We start from the raw sequence: 16932 nt of genomic DNA on the forward strand, positions 1-16932 counted from the left end.
TTACGCTACGTACTTCTCGGGGCGCTTACCTTCGTTCAGTGTTTGCAGCATGTTGAAGGTGGTTCCGGCACCAATGTCAGTCCCCATGCCGACTTTGACTTTCTTATTCCATGCTTTTTTCAAGTTGAATAAGCCGCTACCGAGATAAAGGTTGGAGGTTGGACAAAACGCGATGCTGGATTTAGTTTCGCTGAGACGATCCCACTCTTTTTCTTCCAGATGGACGCAGTGAGCAAAGACGCAGTTTTTACCGGTCAGGCCATACTGGTGATAAACATCCAGATAACCATCATGTTCAGGATAAAGTTCTTTCACCCAGGCAATTTCATCTTTGTTTTCACACAGATGGGTATGTATCCACGTATCGGGAAACTCTTCTTTCAGGCGTTGCGCCATTGCCATCTGTTCGGGAGATGAAGTCGGTGCGAAGCGCGGTGTAATGGCGTACAACAGACGTCCATTTTTGTGCCAGCGTTCGATCAGTTCTTTGCTTTGGTGATAACTGCTTTCTGCGGTATCAAGCAGATAATCCGGCGCATTGCGATCCATCATCACCTTGCCGGCAATCATACGCATATTGATATGACTGGCGGCTTCAAACAGCGCATCAACGGATTGCGGATGAACAGTCCCAAACACCAGCGCCGTAGTTGTGCCGTTGCGCAATAACTGCTTGATGAAAAACGCCGACATTTCGCGGGCGTATTCTAAATCCTCATAACGACGCTCTGTGGGGAATGTGTGTTTATTCAACCATTCCAGCAACTGCTCACCGTAGGCACCGACCATTTCACTTTGCGGATAATGGATATGTGTATCGACAAAGCCCGGAACTATCAGTTTGCCGCGATAATCACGGACGCGAATAGTGTCAGGAATTTGATGCTTTCCGTCTTCCCATTTGCCAAACCATTCCACTTTCCCTTGTTTAATGAGTAGTAAACCATCCTCAATAAAACGCAGTGCGGAGGCGATTTCTTCCGGGTTATCGACTGTACGGGTGACATCAATAAAACTGCCTCGTACTGCTTTTAACGTGTGTTCTCCTGACATCATTGACTCCTTTACTTTTAATCCATCTCTTCCGCTGAGGTAATACCAGGCAGAACGTTTTCCTGTCGGTAGCCACCAGGGAGAATAATATTTAATAAAATCGCAGTTAACCCGCCTGCACAAATAGGGTTTTCAACTAATACATAAATAGAGGCAGGCAATATTTTAAAAATTTCGGGATCGTAGGAAACACCAAGACCTAAACCTAATGAGGTGGCGACGATAAGTGTTTCACGGCGTTTTAAGCCATTGGTGATAATGATGCGGATACCGGCAATGGCAATCATGGAAAACATTAACGTCATTGCACCCCCCAGAACTGCCGAGGGGATAGTGGTGAAGAAGCCGCCGATCATCGGAAATAACCCGAGGATAACCAACATAACCGCGATGGTTCGCCCGATATAACGTGAGGCGACGCCGGTCATCTGAATAACACCGTTATTTTGCGCAAAGGTGGTTAATGGTAATGAACCGACTGCGGAGGCGATAACAGAGACCAGACCATCTGCCAGCACGCCACCTTTCAGCCGTGACTGATATTCGTCTCCCTGAATAGGACGGCGGGAAACCATTGCCGTGGCGGTGATATCGCCTACTGCCTCCAGCACGCTAAGTAGATAAATCGTGCCGACCACCAGGAACTGATGGAAGCTGAAACTAAACCCGTATTTGAACGGATGTGGGATAGTGATTAACGGCAGGTTGCGCATACTGCTGAAATCCACCATGCCAAGGCATAACGACGCGATATAGCCGACGCAAAGCCCAATGGCGATCCCGCCCATGCGTAGCAACGGACTACGGCAGCAGTTAAAGCCGATCACCACAATCAAAACCAATAAACCAACGCCGAGATGTTCGTAATTGCCGAACGTACCGCTGCTTTTGGCTGCAAATCCACCGCCAAAATCGATAATGCCGACTTTAATCAGGCTTAAGCCGATCATCAGCACCACAATGCCGCTGACGGTGGGGGTGATAACCCGACGTAGATAAGGCAGGATAAAAGAAGAACCGACAACCAGAAATGCGCCAACGAAGGAAACGCCAAGCAGCGACGACATGATTAATTCTTCGTGGAAGCCGTCGCTTTTCATGCTGCTGCCCAGCGCAATCATGACGGTAACAAATGAAAAATTGACTGACTGAATGGAGAGTAAACCGGAACCTACGATGCCATAACGGTTTACCTGTAACCATGTTCCAATGCCGGAGGCGATCATTGCCATTGAAACCAGATAGGCGGTCGTTTCTGCGGAAAGTTGTAAGGCCGCACCCACAATTAATGCGGGAGTCACCATCGGAACGAAAATTGCCAACAGATGGGTAATTGCGCCAACAATAGCCTGATGAAAGGGAGGGCGATCCTCCAGTTCAAATATAAGGTCGGAACCTGCATGGTTTATATCAGACATCCCTTCACTCCTTTTAAAGTAAATTTGATCATCTGAATCAGTAAAATAAATACCCACGAATTTGGGGCGCAGGACGCCTTGAGAACGGCTTATCTCATTTTCGCAGTTACTATTTAGTCATCGTTCAAACAGAGAAACAGGCCGCCGAAGCGGTAACAGATTGTTGATAAATCGCGCTTTGTTCATGCCGGATGCGGCGTGAACGCCTTATCCGCCTACCAAATCATGCTAACTCAATATATTGCAGTCGACATGTAGGCCTGATAAGCGCAGCGCATCAGGCAATTTCGCATTTGTCAGCAATCCAGGCCGCCGAAGCGGCCATTTATTACTTATATTTTTTCCAGCGCGGTGAGTATTTTCTCCGGAGTGAAATGCCATTCGCGTAACCAGATGCCGCAGGCATCGTGAATTGCAGTAGCTATTGCTGGTGCTGCGCCATTTACGCCAATTTCCGAGATGGACTTCGCCCCGAACGGGCCGACTTTATCGTCGCTCGGCACCAGTACGGCACGGAAATCACGTGGGATGTCGCCAATTTTCGGTGCGCCGTAACTGCGTAAATCGCGGGTTAACGGGTGACCTTCGGCGTCATAAATGATTTCTTCGCTCATACTGTGCCCGATAGCACGCAGGGTGGCGCCGTAGATTTGTCCCAACGCTAACTCCGGATTGACCGGCGTACCGCAATCCAGCAGGGCGTAGAATTTGTCCAGGCGGATTTCACCGGTACGTGTGTTGACGGCAACTTCAGCAAAGTTTGCACCATACGGGAAGGCGAAATCAGGCGTGATATAACTGGCTGTTCCCACCAGCGAACCAAAGCCAGTACCGGTTTCGCCTTTATGGGCAATATCCCCGAAACTCACTTCGCCTTTCTTACCGCGCACGACGCCCGGCGTTGCCAGTTGAACATCTTCCAGTGGCTCACCCAACATTTGTGCACCGTGGAACAGGATTTTCTCCCGCAGATTTTCCGCAGCCATACGCGCCGCGTTGCCTGAGAAACAAGTACCGGACGAGGCATACGCGCCTTTATCAAACAGCGCATGGTCGGTGTCACCGGAGATAACATGCACGTCCTGCGGCGGGCAGTGCAGCACTTCTGCCGCCAGTTTGGTCACCACAGTATCCAGGCCGGTTCCGATATCCGCACCACCGGAGTGAACGATAAAGGTGCCATCAGATTCCAGTTTGATCATGCAGTTAGCCTGATCGATATCCGGGATACCCGATTTCTGCATGATAATGGCAACGCCACGACCGATGCGCCAGTCACCATTTTGCGGTTTCGGTGAAGACCATTGGATCATCTCGCGACCCTGACGCAGGATCTCTTCCAGCGCGCAGCTGGCAGCGGAAGGAACGGAGGTCGGCGCTTTACCTTCACCGATTGCACCGAGAATTTTCAGCTCTTGCCCTTCGTGTACCCGGTTACGTTCGATAATTTCCAGTTGGTCGATCTGTAACTGTTCAGCCAGTTCCGCTAATGCCATGGTGATCGCGAAGTTACCTTTCGGTGCGCCATAACCCTGATAAGCACCATTTGGACAAATGTTGCTGTAGTAGGTGGTGACCTGGAAATCGACGTTATCGCACGGATATAACGGCAGCGACAGAGCCGGCCCGTTACACGGTACGGTGAGTGAATGGTTGCCGTAAGGACCTGTGTTGGCGCGGAAATCCATCTTCACTGCCGTCAGGCGACCATCTTTTTTCGCCCCCAGTTTGACGGTGACTTTCGCGACGTGACGAGAAGTGTTGGCAATAAACTCTTCTTCACGGGTGTAGCGGAACAGCACCGGACGCCCGGTCACGCAGGTTGCCCAGGCGCACACTTCTTCCAGCAGGATGTCCTGTTTGGAACCAAAACCGCCGCCTACGCGTTCTTTAATGACATGAACTTTATGTTGTTTCATACCTACAAGGCGCGCAACCTGGCGGCGTAAGTGCCACGGTACTTGAGTGGAGGCGTGAATAACCAGCCGATCGCCATCCATGCGGGTAAAGCAGATATGTGTTTCAGTCGGGCATTGCTGCGCCTGAGTTGAGTTATAGGTTCGCTCAATGATCACATCGGCATCGGCGAAGCCTTTATCCATATCGCCAATATGACCATGAATACTGGCGGCGATATTTTTGCGTGGGCGAGAACCGATAGGGAAGTTAATGATCATATGCTCGCCGCGCTGGGCTGCATGACTGTTGTCATCTTCCAGAGTATCTGGCGCACCAGCGACATACACCACCGGTTCATCGTGCACGACAGGTGCATCTTCCGCCATTGCTTCGTCGATCGACATTACCGGTTTAAGCACTTCATATTCAACGTCGATGAGCTTCAGTGCTTCGAGCGCAATTTCTTCACTTTCAGCAACGACCGCAGCAACACGATCGCCGACATGACGCATTTTCTTGCCGAACATGCGGCGGTCAAGTGGTGACGGTTCCGGCGCGCTCTGACCACCAGGTGTGTAGTAGATGTCCGGGCAATTCAGGTGAGTAATAACGTGAACAACGCCCGGTAAAGCCTCGGCTTTGCTGACATCCAGATGGGTAATTAGTGCGTGAGCGTGTGGGCTACGTAACATTTTAATGACGCAGGCGTCAGCCGTTACGCGGTCTTCAACATAGCAGGGTTTAGCCTGCACCATTTTCGCTGCATCAGTTTTAGGATAGTGCTTACCAATGACTTCAAGGTCGTCGCGGAAAGTCGGGGCGATATCAATCGTGGCTTGTGGGTTATTTTTACGTGCAACCGCCAGTTCAATGACCTGATAGTATTGTTGCCAGCCTGCATCGCGGCTGAACAAACCAGAAAGCGCGTCGTCGATCTCTTCGCGGGTAGGTGCGGCAATGCGATCGAGAAGATCGGTAATAATCAGAGCCGCAGCCGGATCGTTATAACCGGACTGCACCACGCCGACATCAACCATTGCTTGTTGAACCAGACTTAATTCGTTCCATTTGCCCAGCGATTCTGCGGTACGAATGTCTGCTTTTTCTAACTGTGCGGCAATAAGCAGGGATGCGTTGACGATATTACCGTTAAAGATAATTGCGTCAGAACCGGCAAAACCGAAACCATCATCACTGTTGCGTACAGAGTGCATTCCCATGTTAAACAACAGCTTTTGCACGTTTTCGCCAGGATTAACGGTTAGCGCCTGGGGCGCGCCATTTAAAGTAAAGTGGATAATCATACGGCTTCCTCCCCAGCCTGTTGGCAGTCGGCATACAGGTCGGCTACCAGAACTCCCGTGATATAGCGTTTATAGGCCACGCTGCCCCGCAAATCTTCCTGCGGGAAAATGGCGTTGGCGACGGCCTGTTCCAGTGCATTACCTTCCAGATTTTGTTTTTCGACATCGTGCAGACGCAGTGCTTTACTGGCGACGCCATCCAGCGCAATTCGCATACCGTCGTGGTCGGTTAATGCAACGGCCGCAGTCACCACCGTTAACCCAGCCTGGGAACGGCTAATTTTGCGAGTCGCGCAGGTGCGATACGGATCTTTAATGATGATTTCTGTCAGCAGACGATCGCATGGGCAGGACAGGTAGTCCTCAATTGACAGCGTTTCGCCGTTGCCAAAAACCAGTTCAGCATCCAGTGCCAGCAAGACGGGAAGCAACACCGACTCTTCCTGCCGGGCGGCGATTTCGCCACCAATGGTGGACTGATTACGAACATGGCGAGAGTAGACAAAGCCGAGGGCTTCACGCAAAGCTGCAGGAATAAATCGCGCATCACGCAGTGGCTGCAAGCGAGACATTGCGCCAATACGCAATGCGCCGTTATCCCAGTCAACCCAGTCCAGTTCCAGATCCTGTAAGGAAATGGCAATCTTTTTATCGGTACGGGTTGGTGTGGCGTTGAGTTTGCTGCCCCCGGCAAACCAGACGGCTTCATCCTGGAAGCGGCGCTTCAGTTCCAGCGCCTGTTCGACAGAGTCGGGTCTGAAAAATTGTTCAATCATCTTCTTTCCTTATTTAACCCTCTTCCTTGAAGGAAGAGGGTATCTGTCATTTATGCCAGCGCATCCATCCGACGCCACATACCGGCGGCGGCTTTTCTGGCTTGCGCATAAATGGAATCGCAATCGAAGTTAAACTGACGGTCTTCATAGACCATCACACCGTTGACCATCACGCTGTGAACGCTGCCTGAACCCATGCCGAAAGCGATATGACCGGCGATATTGTCCGCCAGCAACGGCGTTGGCGAGGTGTAATCGCAAATGGTTAAATCGGCTTTATAACCTGCTTCCAGCAGGCCGAATTTCGCACCAAAGTTGCGACTCATTAGTTCGTTGCCGTTAGTCAGGGCTTTGGCAAAACTGTCAGGCCACAGCGGACCACCAGCGTCACGATGTTTAAAGAAGGCGAATTTCATCTCTTCAAACATGTCTGAACCGATACCGTCGGTTCCCAGTGCCAGATTGCGGATATCGCTAAGATGATGGTTGTAACCAACATGGTTATTCATGTTGGAGCGGGCGTTATGTACCAGGAACGCGTCATGCTGATTAAGCAGGGCGATATCCTCTTTCGACAGATACAGGCCGTGGGCGACCAGCGTTTTGCTGTCGATAAGATCGAATTGCGCCAGTCGTGCCAGCAGATCTTTGCCGTACCAGTGGTGACTGTGAGAAACGTCGTAAAGGTCTTCAGCAGCGTGAATGTGTAAACCACGCCCGGTGGCTTTTACGGCTTCGCGCAGCATTTCCAGACCGGCATCCGGCACGGTAAACGGCGCGTGAGCACCAATATGCGCTTCCACCAGATATGGCTCGGTAGCTACTTTCTTTGCGTCGTCAATCTGACGGGCGAAACGGATGTTTTCTTCTACACCTTCCTGTAACTCTGTGATGCCGTTGTTACGGTCAGTGGTTTCAAAACAGGTCATCGCACGCAGGCCAACTTTTAAAAATGCGTTGCGCAGCGTCGAGAGCGACCCGCCGATATAAGCCGGGGACGCATGGTGATCGATAACCGACGTGCATCCGCTCTTGATTGCTTCGAGTGAACAAATCAGCCCGCTGTAATAGAGCGACTCTTCATCAAGGGCACGATCGAGCCGCCACCAAAGATTTTTCAGCGTTGAGATGAAATCCGGGCAGGGAGCGATGTTCGCCATAATTCCGCGCGAAAGTCCCGAGTAAAAATGGTTGTGTGAGCAGACAATCCCAGGCATCACAATCCGGCCATGCATCTCTTTGTAGCTGGCGTCAGGATAACGCTGCGTCAGAGCATCGCCGATCGCGACAATCACATCATTTTCGATGGCGATATCGACGCCTTCCTGCACTTTTGCCGGGTGTAACTGTACTGCGGTGACATTCTTCAGAATCAACATGATTACACCTCCACGCGGCTCAGCAGATAATGATGATGCTGGTGGACATGGCTAATGATGCGGCACATATCGTTCAGCTCTGGCGGTACGTTGTCGAACTGACCTTCGTTATTGATATTCAGCACCCAGCTTTGGTTATTCAGACGTACACGCACACGATCATCTTCCACCAGGAAGCCTGGGTTGCTGCTGTTATCAAAGTCTTGCGACAGACTAAAGACGGTGATTTTGTCTTTGTACGGTTTACCGTTCCACGGGCAGAACTGAGCGCAGTTGCCGCATTCGTTACAGTAAGCGTCGAGGTGCAGCGTCTGGAAACGGTTCTGGAAGCCAGGGACGGCAATTGAGACGTTGGCGCGGTTCGGGCAGACATCCACACACTTGCTGCAAACGTAGTTACATTCAAGGCAGCGAGCGGCTTCCTGGGCGACAAACGCGTCACGATCGTCACTGTTCACCAGGGTGACAGAGATATCGCCTTTACGTTGGTAGATTTCCGCCGGGTTGACGTTGTTCCAGTATTTATCGCTCTGGTGGGAGCGGATATTTTCTCGACTAAGGATGGCATCGGTGGCTCGTCGAGCCGTTCCGACAGCCGCGACAATAGAGGACGGACCGCGCTGTACGTCACCAATCATAAAGACGTCAGTCAGACGAGTTTCGCCGTTATGGTCGACATCAGGCCAGCCGTTTTTGTCCAGCGGCACGCCCATTGCGTTCAGGGCTTCGGTATCCTGCTGTTCGCCAATGGCGGTGATCAGGCTGTCTACGTGCAGCGTTACTGTTTCGCTGGTTTCAACCGGACGGCGGCGACCTTTCTCATCAGGTTCGCCAAGCGACATGACGCGTAACGTTAAGGTGCCATCCGCATCGAAACGTTCTGGGTTATTGAGGAAACGGAACTCTACGCCATCGTGTCGTGCTTCTTCATACTCTTCGCGCCATGCTGGCATCTCTTGTAGTGAACGACGGTAAACGACAGTCGCTTTTTCAACGCCCGGAACGCGTAACGCCGCACGGGCGCAGTCCATTGCGGTGTTACCCGCACCGACAATCACCACATGTTTACCCAAGTTGAGCACTGCGCCTTTGTTGTACTCGCGCAGGAAGGGGAGCGATTTCCAGACATTCTGGTTGTTGCCCGCCAGCTTCACACCGCTGTTTTTATCGGTGCCGGTGGCAATCAGAACATAGTGGAAGCCCTGATTTTTTAACTGTTCGACGGTCAGATCCGGTGAACAGCCATACTCAAATTTCACGCCGTGGTCGGCAACAAAATCGATATCGTGCTGAATCAACTCAGCAGGAATACGGAACTGTGGAATGATATTTTTCACCACGCCGCCGGCGTTAGCTTCGCGTTCAAATAGCGTCACCGGATGACCCGCTCTGGCAAGGAAGTAGCCTGCTGCCAGACCCGCCGGACCTGCGCCAATGACGGCAACCGGATGGCGAGAACCGGAACCCGCTGGTTTGTGCCAGCGTTGCTTATATTCATCCCAGCCTTTTTCCAGGGCGACTTTTTTCAGTTCGCGGATATTCAGCGCACTGTCGTAATCCAGGCGGGTACAGTTGTACTGGCACTGGTGATCGCAAATGTGACCAGTAATGGCGGGCAGGGCATTACGTTGGTAGATGAGTTCCAGCGCGTCGGCATAGCGATGTTCGCCAAGCAGACGAATGTATTCCGGAATATCCTGTTTGATGGCGCAGGCAGTGACACAGGGTGCAACGTAGCAGTCGGTCAGCGGCAGGTCTTCTGCCACTTCTATACGCTCTTCTGGCTTCCAGTGTTTCTGGGTGTACTCCATGGTCAGCGCATCTGCGGCCAGCTTGCTCAGTCGTTCCACGTCAACGTGGTCAAGTCCCCAGGCGTCGGAGCCTTCCAGCTCGCGCATACAGGCACTTAAACGCAAATAGCCGCCGGGTTTCAGTAAGTCGGTTGCCATGGTGATAGGGCGAATGCCAGTATCGAAAATATCGCGGATAGTCAGCTGGCTGGCACCACCGGAATAAGAAATTGGCAGTTTGCCGTCAAAGGCACGGGACAGAACTGCCGCGACATTGATAGAGAGCGGGAACAGTGCACGGCCGGACATATACATCTCTTCACCAGGCAGTGCGCCTTTGTTATTGATGGTGCCGAGAGTGTTAGTCAGTTTGACGCCAAAGCCGAGTGATTTTTCTTTTGCCAGCGCCATCAGGCGTTCCAGCATTTCCAGCGCCTGCGTTAGCTTGAGGTCGTGATCAAATGACTCTTCTTTTAAGCCGATGTAATCGAACCCACATCCATCAAGAATCTCACGAACACGCGCGTACCCCAGTAAGGTCGGGTTGAGTTTCACAAAGGTGTTCAGCTCTTTTTCTTCCAGCATGTAGCGGCAAATGGCTTCGATTTCATGCGGAGGGCAGCCGTGCATGGTGGAGAGGGTAACGCCTTGTACCATGCTGGTGGGGATACGGGCTGCTAAGGCCTGCAAGCTTTCACGTTTTTCCTGCAATCCGTGGCGGGCTAAAAATGCGTCATCGTGGAGGAGTTTATTCAGCGTATCGCGGTATTGAGCGAATTTCGGATGGTCAGATGCGTCCATCATATTGTCGATGAACTGCTGCATCGGCGGCTGCTTAATGCCTTCGAGGTTGTAACCGACGCTCATATTAAAGATAAACGATTTACCAGAATCAGAAGGCTGGAACATGGCTTCGAGAAGATGCAGGGCAAACCAGGCTTTGAGGTATTCATCCCAGGCTTTAAGCAGGGTAAATTCGGTTGACCATTCGGTGTTAAAGCATTCGTCTTCGGCATCGATACAGGGCTTTTCCAGCTCCAGGCGGTCAAGAATTTGGACGGTTTTTAGTTCGATAAAGCGTCCGCCAGTCAGCCAGGAAGTGACGATATTTTGCGCGAGTTGCGTGTGCGGACCAGCGGCAGGGCCGACGGGGGTGGCACAGGTTTCACCGAAGACGCTAACAGTTTTACCTTTTACGGGTGAGTAAAACTGTTGCTCAGGAATACCAAAGATTGAGCGTTGTTGTTGGTATTCATCAAATATGCGCGTCAAAAGTTCCTCAAACGGAATGGGACGCATAATATCCCCCATAACCCTCTCCTTAGCTTATACAGATATCATTGAGTGACCGGTATTGATAAATCCGGTGGTTTAAGGAGACAGAGCAACAATCGCACCACTATTGCCAGGTTGGCTCGGAAATATAAAAAAATGTGAGGCGCCTCGAAACTTAATGGTTTTTTGTGAATGATCTCACAGGTGCTAAATGAGAATTAAAATCACTACTGAGAGTTATTATTGCCAGGGGTTTTATCATTTTTTCTCATTTCTCAAAATCAGTGGCTCCTTATCATTATGATAAAAGGGTACTGAGTGGAATGAATATTTGAACGCAATCGTTTAACCTGATTTTCTAAAATTCAGCATGCCACTTTTGCGCATTAATAAAGTCCTCGGGGGTATCAATATCTAAAATTATTTCTTCATCTTCTATTTCGACGGAATAATGTTCACCCATTTGCAATGCCTGACGCATATTGGTCACGTTGGGACGTTGGATAGCCTGCATCAGACTCGATTTTGAGATTAAAATGGGATGACCAGGGATACCATTGTGGAGTGGGAGAATTGCACCGTTGTTGCGTAACTTCCAGATTTTATTAAATATATTGGCATTAAGACTTGGCATGTCACCATGAGTAATAAAGCAATGTTCAGTTTGCACTTCGGGAGCCGCAGCCTTCACCGAGGTCAGTAAGCCCTGCTCATAATCTGGATTATAAATAAGAGTAATATTGCCAGTGTTCTCGTAGCGATGATGCAGTTCATTAGCGCGAAAACCCGTAACTAAAATAATTCGACTACAAAACTGCAACGCGTTTTTGATACTTGCATCAAGAATTGTTTCCTGTTGCCAGGGTAACATCATTTTCCATTGTCCCATTCTTGATGATAATCCAGCAGCGGTAATTATACAGTCGATAGATGACATAGTGATTCCATTATTTATATCGGTTAATAACGCCTGAAAATTGCGTTACTTCCTGGTTAATGAATTTGTGGGCTAATTTATCCCAGAGAGGTCTATGAAGACTCGTGAAAAGTATAATTGACCCATCAGCATTATTCATTGATTTAGGCGTGCAGAACGCTCCGGCAGTCATTTCTGTTGTTGGTGCAGGGGGGAAAACCAGTCTGCTTTTTTGGCTGGCAGAGTTACTTCAGTCTAGTGGCAGGCGCGTGTTAATCACGACGACGACACATATGTTTATACCAACGTCTCACTGGCCCGTGGTTTTCTGTCGCGATCCCGCCATGCTTCCTCATGCGTCTCTCACATCCCCCATTGCATTTTGTTTTCACCGCTTCAAAGCGAAACAGGGAAAAGCGCAGGGATTTACGCCAGATACCATTGATGTACTGGCGCAACGACCAGAATGTGACGTAATTCTCATTGAGGCAGATGGCTCGCGTGGAATGCCGTTAAAAGCGCCAGATGAGCACGAACCTTGCATACCTAAAAGCAGTTGCTGCGTGATTGCTGTGATGGGAGGGCATATTTTGGGCACTAAAGTTGGTGCTGAAAATGTCCATCGCTGGTCGCAGTTCGCTGAGATTACAGGGTTAACACCTGATGCAACCTTGCAGCTGAGCGATCTCGTTGCGCTGGTTCGCCATCCGCAGGGGGCGTTTAAAAACGTACCGCAAGGCTGTCGGCGAATCTGGTTCATTAACCGTTTTTCTCAATGTGAGAATGCGATTGCGCAAAGCGAGCTACTCAAACCGCTGCAACAACACGACGTAGAGGCAATCTGGCTGGGCGATATACAAGAAGATCCTGCAATCGCGCGCAGATTTGTGAATTAGCAGCTCGGACATTCCGGGTTACTGAAAGGATATCCATTGAGGTTGGTATGAATATTTTCACAGAGGCTGCAAAACTCGAAGAGCAAAATTGTCCGTTTGCGATGGCGCAAATTGTGGATAGCCGAGGTTCTACACCCCGTCATTCTGCACAAATGTTAGTGCGCGCCGATGGTTCTATCGTCGGTACAATTGGCGGCGGAATGGTTGAGCGGAAGGTGATTGAAGAGTCGCTTCAGGCATTGCAGGAACGTAAGCCGCGATTATTCCATGGACGTATGGCTCGTAACGGTGTGGATGCTGTCGGGTCAGATTGTGGAGGTGCAATGTCCGTGTTTATCAGCGTCCATGGTATGCGTCCTCGTCTGGTGTTGATTGGTGCGGGGCATGTCAACCGGGCGATAGCCCAGAGTGCGGCGCTATTAGGGTTTGATATCGCCGTTGCCGATATTTATCGCGAAAGCCTCAATCCTGAACTTTTCCCGCCGTCAACTACGCTTCTCCATGCCGATTCGTTTGGCGCGGCAGTAGAAGCACTGGAGATTCGTCCTGATAATTTTGTCCTGATTGCCACGAATAATCAGGATCGTGAAGCCCTCGATAAACTCATTGAACAGCCCATTGCATGGCTGGGTTTGCTGGCAAGTCGCCGCAAGGTGCAGCTTTTCCTGCGTCAATTGCGTGAGAAAGGCGTGGCTGAAGAACATATTGCCCGTTTACACGCGCCGGTTGGTTACAACATTGGTGCGGAAACGCCACAGGAGATCGCCATCAGCGTGTTGGCAGAAATATTACAGGTGAAAAATAACGCGCCGGGTGGGCTGATGATGAAACCTACGCATCCTTCCGGACACCAACTGGTGGTAATTCGCGGCGCGGGAGATATCGCCAGTGGTGTGGCGTTACGCTTGTATCATGCGGGGTTCAAAGTGATCATGCTGGAAGTGGAAAAGCCAACGGTGATTCGTTGTACCGTGGCGTTTGCCCAGGCCGTGTTCGACGGCGAAATGACGGTCGAAGGCGTCACAGCCCGCCTGGCAACCAGCTCTGCGGAGGCGATGAAACTTACCGAACGCGGATTCATCCCGGTAATGGTAGATCCCGCCTGTTTATTGCTTGATGAACTGAAACCTCTCTGCGTTGTGGACGCTATTCTTGCGAAACAGAATTTGGGTACGTGTGCAGATATGGCACCGGTGACAATCGCGCTTGGGCCGGGGTTTACCGCAGGGAAAGATTGCCATGCGGTAATTGAAACGAATCGCGGGCACTGGCTCGGTCAGGTGATTTACTCCGGTTGTGCACAGGAGAATACCGGTGTTCCCGGTAATATCATGGGGCACACCACCCGACGTGTGATCCGTGCTCCGGCGGCAGGCATTATGCGATCCAATGTGAAATTAGGCGATCTGGTGAAAGAGGGCGATGTGATTGCCTGGATTGGTGAGCATGAAATTAAAGCGCCGTTGACGGGGATGGTGCGTGGCTTGTTGAACGACGGACTGGCGGTGGTCGGTGGTTTTAAAATCGGTGATATCGATCCTCGTGGCGAAACGGCCGATTTCACCAGTGTTTCAGATAAAGCCAGGGCGATTGGCGGCGGTGTCCTTGAGGCGTTAATGATGTTGATGCATCAGGGCGTTAAAGCGACAGAAGAAGTGCTGGAAGTGGCTTAAATGAAAACGGCCGGATGGTATTACCCGCCCGGCCTGAGACTGATGACAAAGTCCAAAAAGAGTTCGGACAGTTCCCTCGCCCCTTCGGAGAGAGGGGGAAAACCGTGCCAACATTGGCGATTGAGCCAGTTTGTCAGCAATATCTGGTCGGATGGCGTCGCCATCCGACCTTTAAATTACTGACGAATTACCGTTCCGGTTTTGCCTTCAATCCCTTCTTTCGCTTTGCTCAATACGGTAATCAGTGCTTCACGACCAGCGCGAGAGCGAGCAAACGAGGCGGCAGCTTCTACTTTCGGCAGCATAGAACCTTTCGCAAAATGACCTTCTTCGATAAAGCGTTCTGCATCGGCCAATGACAGGCGGTCGAGCCACTGCTCATTCTCTTTACCGAAGTTAATGGCCACTTTTTCTACCGCAGTCAGAATGATCAGCATATCGGCATCGATCATTTCTGCCAGACGGGCGCTGGCCCAGTCTTTATCGATAACCGCGCTGGCACCGCGCAGATGGTTACCCTCACGAATCACAGGGATACCGCCACCGCCAACGGTGATCACAACCTGACCTGCATCTACCAGAGCTTTAACCGTTTCTTTTTCAATAATATCAACAGGCTTCGGTGAGGCTACTACACGACGATAGCCACGCCCCGCGTCTTCTTTCAGGGTGTAACCCTGTTTTGTCAGTTGCTCGGCTTCCTGCTCGGTAAAGAACGACCCGATCGGTTTGGTCGGATTGAGGAATGCCGGATCGTTAGCGTCGACTTCGACCTGAGTAACCAGCGTTGCTACAGGTTTATTAATACCACGAGAAAGCAGCTCTTCCCTTAAGGCGTTTTGTAAATCGTATCCAATGTATCCCTGGCTTAAGGCGACACAGACAGACATTGGCAGCATTGGCGAGTGTGCTTCCGTTTTTGCGGCAGCTTCGAATGCCTGGTTAATCATGCCTACCTGCGGCCCATTACCATGAGTGACGATAACTTCATGTCCTTGGGCAATTAAATCAACAATTGCCTGAGACGTAATTTTTACCGCTTTCATTTGTCCGGCCAGATCGTCGCCCAGCGCATTCCCGCCGAGGGCGAGAACAATTTTCTTACTCATTTTTCCTCACTCATCATTCTTAATTGTGTATAGATCCCTGGTAGTGGTTAGAGCACGGGAGGGACAAACGGTTTGCGTCGCAGGAAACGACCGCGTCCGGCTTTGCCTGTGAAGGCTCCGTCGCAGAAAATCGTTTCACCACGGGATAGCGTTTTGACAATTGCGCCCTGACAGGTAATGCCCTCCCAGGGCGAATAGTCGGCGTTGTCGTGGAGATGGCGATGTTGAATTTGTTGGCTCTGACGTGGGTCGATAATCACCACGTCGCCATCGGAACCGGGCGCTAATAATCCTTTTTGCGGCCACAGGCCAAACAGCCTGGCGGGCATCGCGCTGGTTAACTCAACAAAACGTTCCGGTGTGATACGTCCGGTCATTACGCCGCTGGAGAACAGCAATTGCATACGATTTTCCACACCGGGCAAGCCATTTGGGCAGCGACTGAAATCGCCTTTAGAAATTTGCTGGCGTTGAGCCATCGAGAAGGTGCAATGATCGGTCGCCACCACATCAATCGCACCATCGCTGATGCCACACCACAGTTTGTCCTGCTCGCGTACGTTACGCAGCGGTGGGCTAAGAATGAACTTCATGCCATCTTCTGTATCGTAACTGCGTTCGTCCAACAGGAGATATTGTGGGCAGGTTTCAACCCAGACTGGCTGGTGATTCGCACGGGCAAGACGCAGATAATCCAGACCTAAGCCGTTAGACAGATGCACGATATAGAGCGGGGCGTTACCGGCAATTTGTGCCAGGTTAATCATGCGGGCGATGGCTTCCGCTTCGCATTCCAGAGGTCGACTCAAGGCGTGATAGCGTGGCGCGGTTAACCCGGCGGCAATAAACTCCGCCCGCTTGCTGGCGATAGCTGCGTCATTTTCCGGGTGCACAGTGGTCAGGGCGCCAGACTCATGCAAGCGGCGTAATGCTTGCAACACTTCATCATCGTTGAGTTTATATTGATAGGTTAAATAGAGTTTAAAACTGCTCAGCCCTTCCTCGACCATCATCGGGATTTCGTCGAGGATGGCGTGATTAATGTGCTGAATCACACCGTGAAAGCTGTAGTCGATGACCGCTTTATGGGCGGCATAGCCACGATAAACTTCCAGTTGATGGCGTAACCGGCAGCCATTTGGGCCAAATCCCATATGGTCAATAATGGTTGTTGTACCGCCACACGCGGCTGCACGAGTACCGGTAAAAAAATCATCACAACTGCGCGCAATGCCGACATCAATATTAAAATGCGTATGGACGTCCACGCCGCCAGGGAAAACGTAACAGCCAGTGGCATCAATTTCTTCATAAGGGAGCTGCGGCGAAATATTGGTGCCCAACTGGCGAACAATCCCGCTTTCAATCAACAAATCCTGCTTTGCTTGTCCATCTGCGTTCACGACAGTGCCGTTTTTGATCAATACGCGCATAGCAAACTCCA

Annotated in this window: 10 protein-coding genes and 1 pseudogene; 2 read left to right on the forward strand and 9 right to left on the reverse strand. The window is 50.9% G+C overall.

Features of this window, described 5'->3' with window-relative positions; translation table 11 throughout:
- Positions 1-30: 30 nt before the first annotated feature.
- From guaD to mocA, 7 genes and pseudogenes are all read right to left on the reverse strand, one after another.
- Positions 31-1053: pseudogene (gene guaD, locus EQY_RS0104325) on the reverse strand (guanine deaminase); the annotation flags it as partial.
- Positions 1054-1070: 17 nt separating this feature from the next.
- Positions 1071-2471, reverse strand: a complete 1401-nt coding sequence (xanQ, locus tag EQY_RS0104330; RefSeq protein WP_001280173.1) for a xanthine/proton symporter XanQ — start codon at positions 2469-2471, stop codon at positions 1071-1073.
- A 332-nt stretch (positions 2472-2803) separates the two neighbouring features.
- On the reverse strand, positions 2804-5674 hold the full coding sequence (locus EQY_RS0104340) for a molybdopterin-dependent oxidoreductase Mo/Fe-S-binding subunit (RefSeq protein WP_000583585.1): 2871 nt from the start codon (positions 5672-5674) through the stop codon (positions 2804-2806).
- A complete protein-coding gene (gene ygfM / locus EQY_RS0104345; RefSeq protein ID WP_000572432.1) occupies positions 5671-6450 on the reverse strand; it encodes a molybdopterin-dependent oxidoreductase FAD-binding subunit in 780 nt (259 codons plus the stop codon). Before ygfM ends, EQY_RS0104340 begins: the two co-directional genes overlap by 4 nt.
- A gap of 50 nt (positions 6451-6500) precedes the next feature.
- Entirely contained in the window at positions 6501-7829 is a 1329-nt protein-coding gene (gene ssnA / locus EQY_RS0104350; protein WP_000906294.1) for a putative aminohydrolase SsnA, read from the reverse strand.
- Positions 7830-7831: 2 nt separating this feature from the next.
- Positions 7832-10930: a putative selenate reductase subunit YgfK gene (gene ygfK, locus EQY_RS0104355; RefSeq protein WP_000502379.1), complete on the reverse strand. Its 3099-nt coding sequence runs from the start codon at positions 10928-10930 to the stop codon at positions 7832-7834.
- Positions 10931-11252: 322 nt separating this feature from the next.
- Positions 11253-11831: a molybdenum cofactor cytidylyltransferase gene (gene mocA / locus EQY_RS0104360; protein WP_000094816.1), complete on the reverse strand. Its 579-nt coding sequence runs from the start codon at positions 11829-11831 to the stop codon at positions 11253-11255.
- A 104-nt stretch (positions 11832-11935) separates the two neighbouring features.
- Between mocA and yqeC the strand changes: the two genes are divergently transcribed.
- Together yqeC and yqeB are read left to right on the forward strand one after the other, a co-directional pair.
- Complete coding sequence (yqeC, locus tag EQY_RS0104365) at positions 11936-12706, forward strand: selenium cofactor biosynthesis protein YqeC (protein ID WP_000835702.1); 771 nt, start codon at positions 11936-11938, stop codon at positions 12704-12706.
- A gap of 47 nt (positions 12707-12753) precedes the next feature.
- Positions 12754-14379 carry a selenium-dependent molybdenum cofactor biosynthesis protein YqeB gene (yqeB, locus tag EQY_RS0104370; protein WP_001020403.1) on the forward strand — a complete coding sequence of 542 codons (1626 nt, stop codon included), beginning with the start codon at positions 12754-12756 and terminating at the stop codon, positions 14377-14379.
- 176 nt (positions 14380-14555) lie between these two features.
- Here yqeB and arcC read toward each other — a convergent pair whose 3' ends face one another.
- The gene (arcC, locus tag EQY_RS0104380; RefSeq protein ID WP_000037991.1) at positions 14556-15488 is read right to left on the reverse strand and encodes a carbamate kinase; all 933 of its coding nucleotides are present in this window, start codon (positions 15486-15488) and stop codon (positions 14556-14558) included.
- A gap of 47 nt (positions 15489-15535) precedes the next feature.
- On the reverse strand, positions 15536-16921 hold the full coding sequence (gene hyuA, locus EQY_RS0104385; RefSeq protein ID WP_001264462.1) for a D-phenylhydantoinase: 1386 nt from the start codon (positions 16919-16921) through the stop codon (positions 15536-15538).
- Positions 16922-16932 lie beyond the last annotated feature (11 nt).

This window comes from Escherichia sp. TW14182 (genome assembly GCF_000208525.1).
GTDB lineage: Bacteria > Pseudomonadota > Gammaproteobacteria > Enterobacterales > Enterobacteriaceae > Escherichia > Escherichia ruysiae.

Excerpts from the sequence above, each read along its gene's own strand:
- xanQ (WP_001280173.1), bottom strand. The coding sequence starts at position 2,471 with ATGTCTGATATAAACCATGCAGGTTCCGACCTTATATTTGAACTGGAG.
- EQY_RS0104340 (WP_000583585.1), bottom strand. The coding sequence starts at position 5,674 with ATGATTATCCACTTTACTTTAAATGGCGCGCCCCAGGCGCTAACCGTT.
- ygfM (WP_000572432.1), bottom strand. The coding sequence starts at position 6,450 with ATGATTGAACAATTTTTCAGACCCGACTCTGTCGAACAGGCGCTGGAA.
- ssnA (WP_000906294.1), bottom strand. The coding sequence starts at position 7,829 with ATGTTGATTCTGAAGAATGTCACCGCAGTACAGTTACACCCGGCAAAA.
- ygfK (WP_000502379.1), bottom strand. The coding sequence starts at position 10,930 with ATGGGGGATATTATGCGTCCCATTCCGTTTGAGGAACTTTTGACGCGC.
- mocA (WP_000094816.1), bottom strand. The coding sequence starts at position 11,831 with ATGTCATCTATCGACTGTATAATTACCGCTGCTGGATTATCATCAAGA.
- yqeB (WP_001020403.1), top strand. The coding sequence starts at position 12,754 with ATGAATATTTTCACAGAGGCTGCAAAACTCGAAGAGCAAAATTGTCCG.
- arcC (WP_000037991.1), bottom strand. The coding sequence starts at position 15,488 with ATGAGTAAGAAAATTGTTCTCGCCCTCGGCGGGAATGCGCTGGGCGAC.
- hyuA (WP_001264462.1), bottom strand. The coding sequence starts at position 16,921 with ATGCGCGTATTGATCAAAAACGGCACTGTCGTGAACGCAGATGGACAA.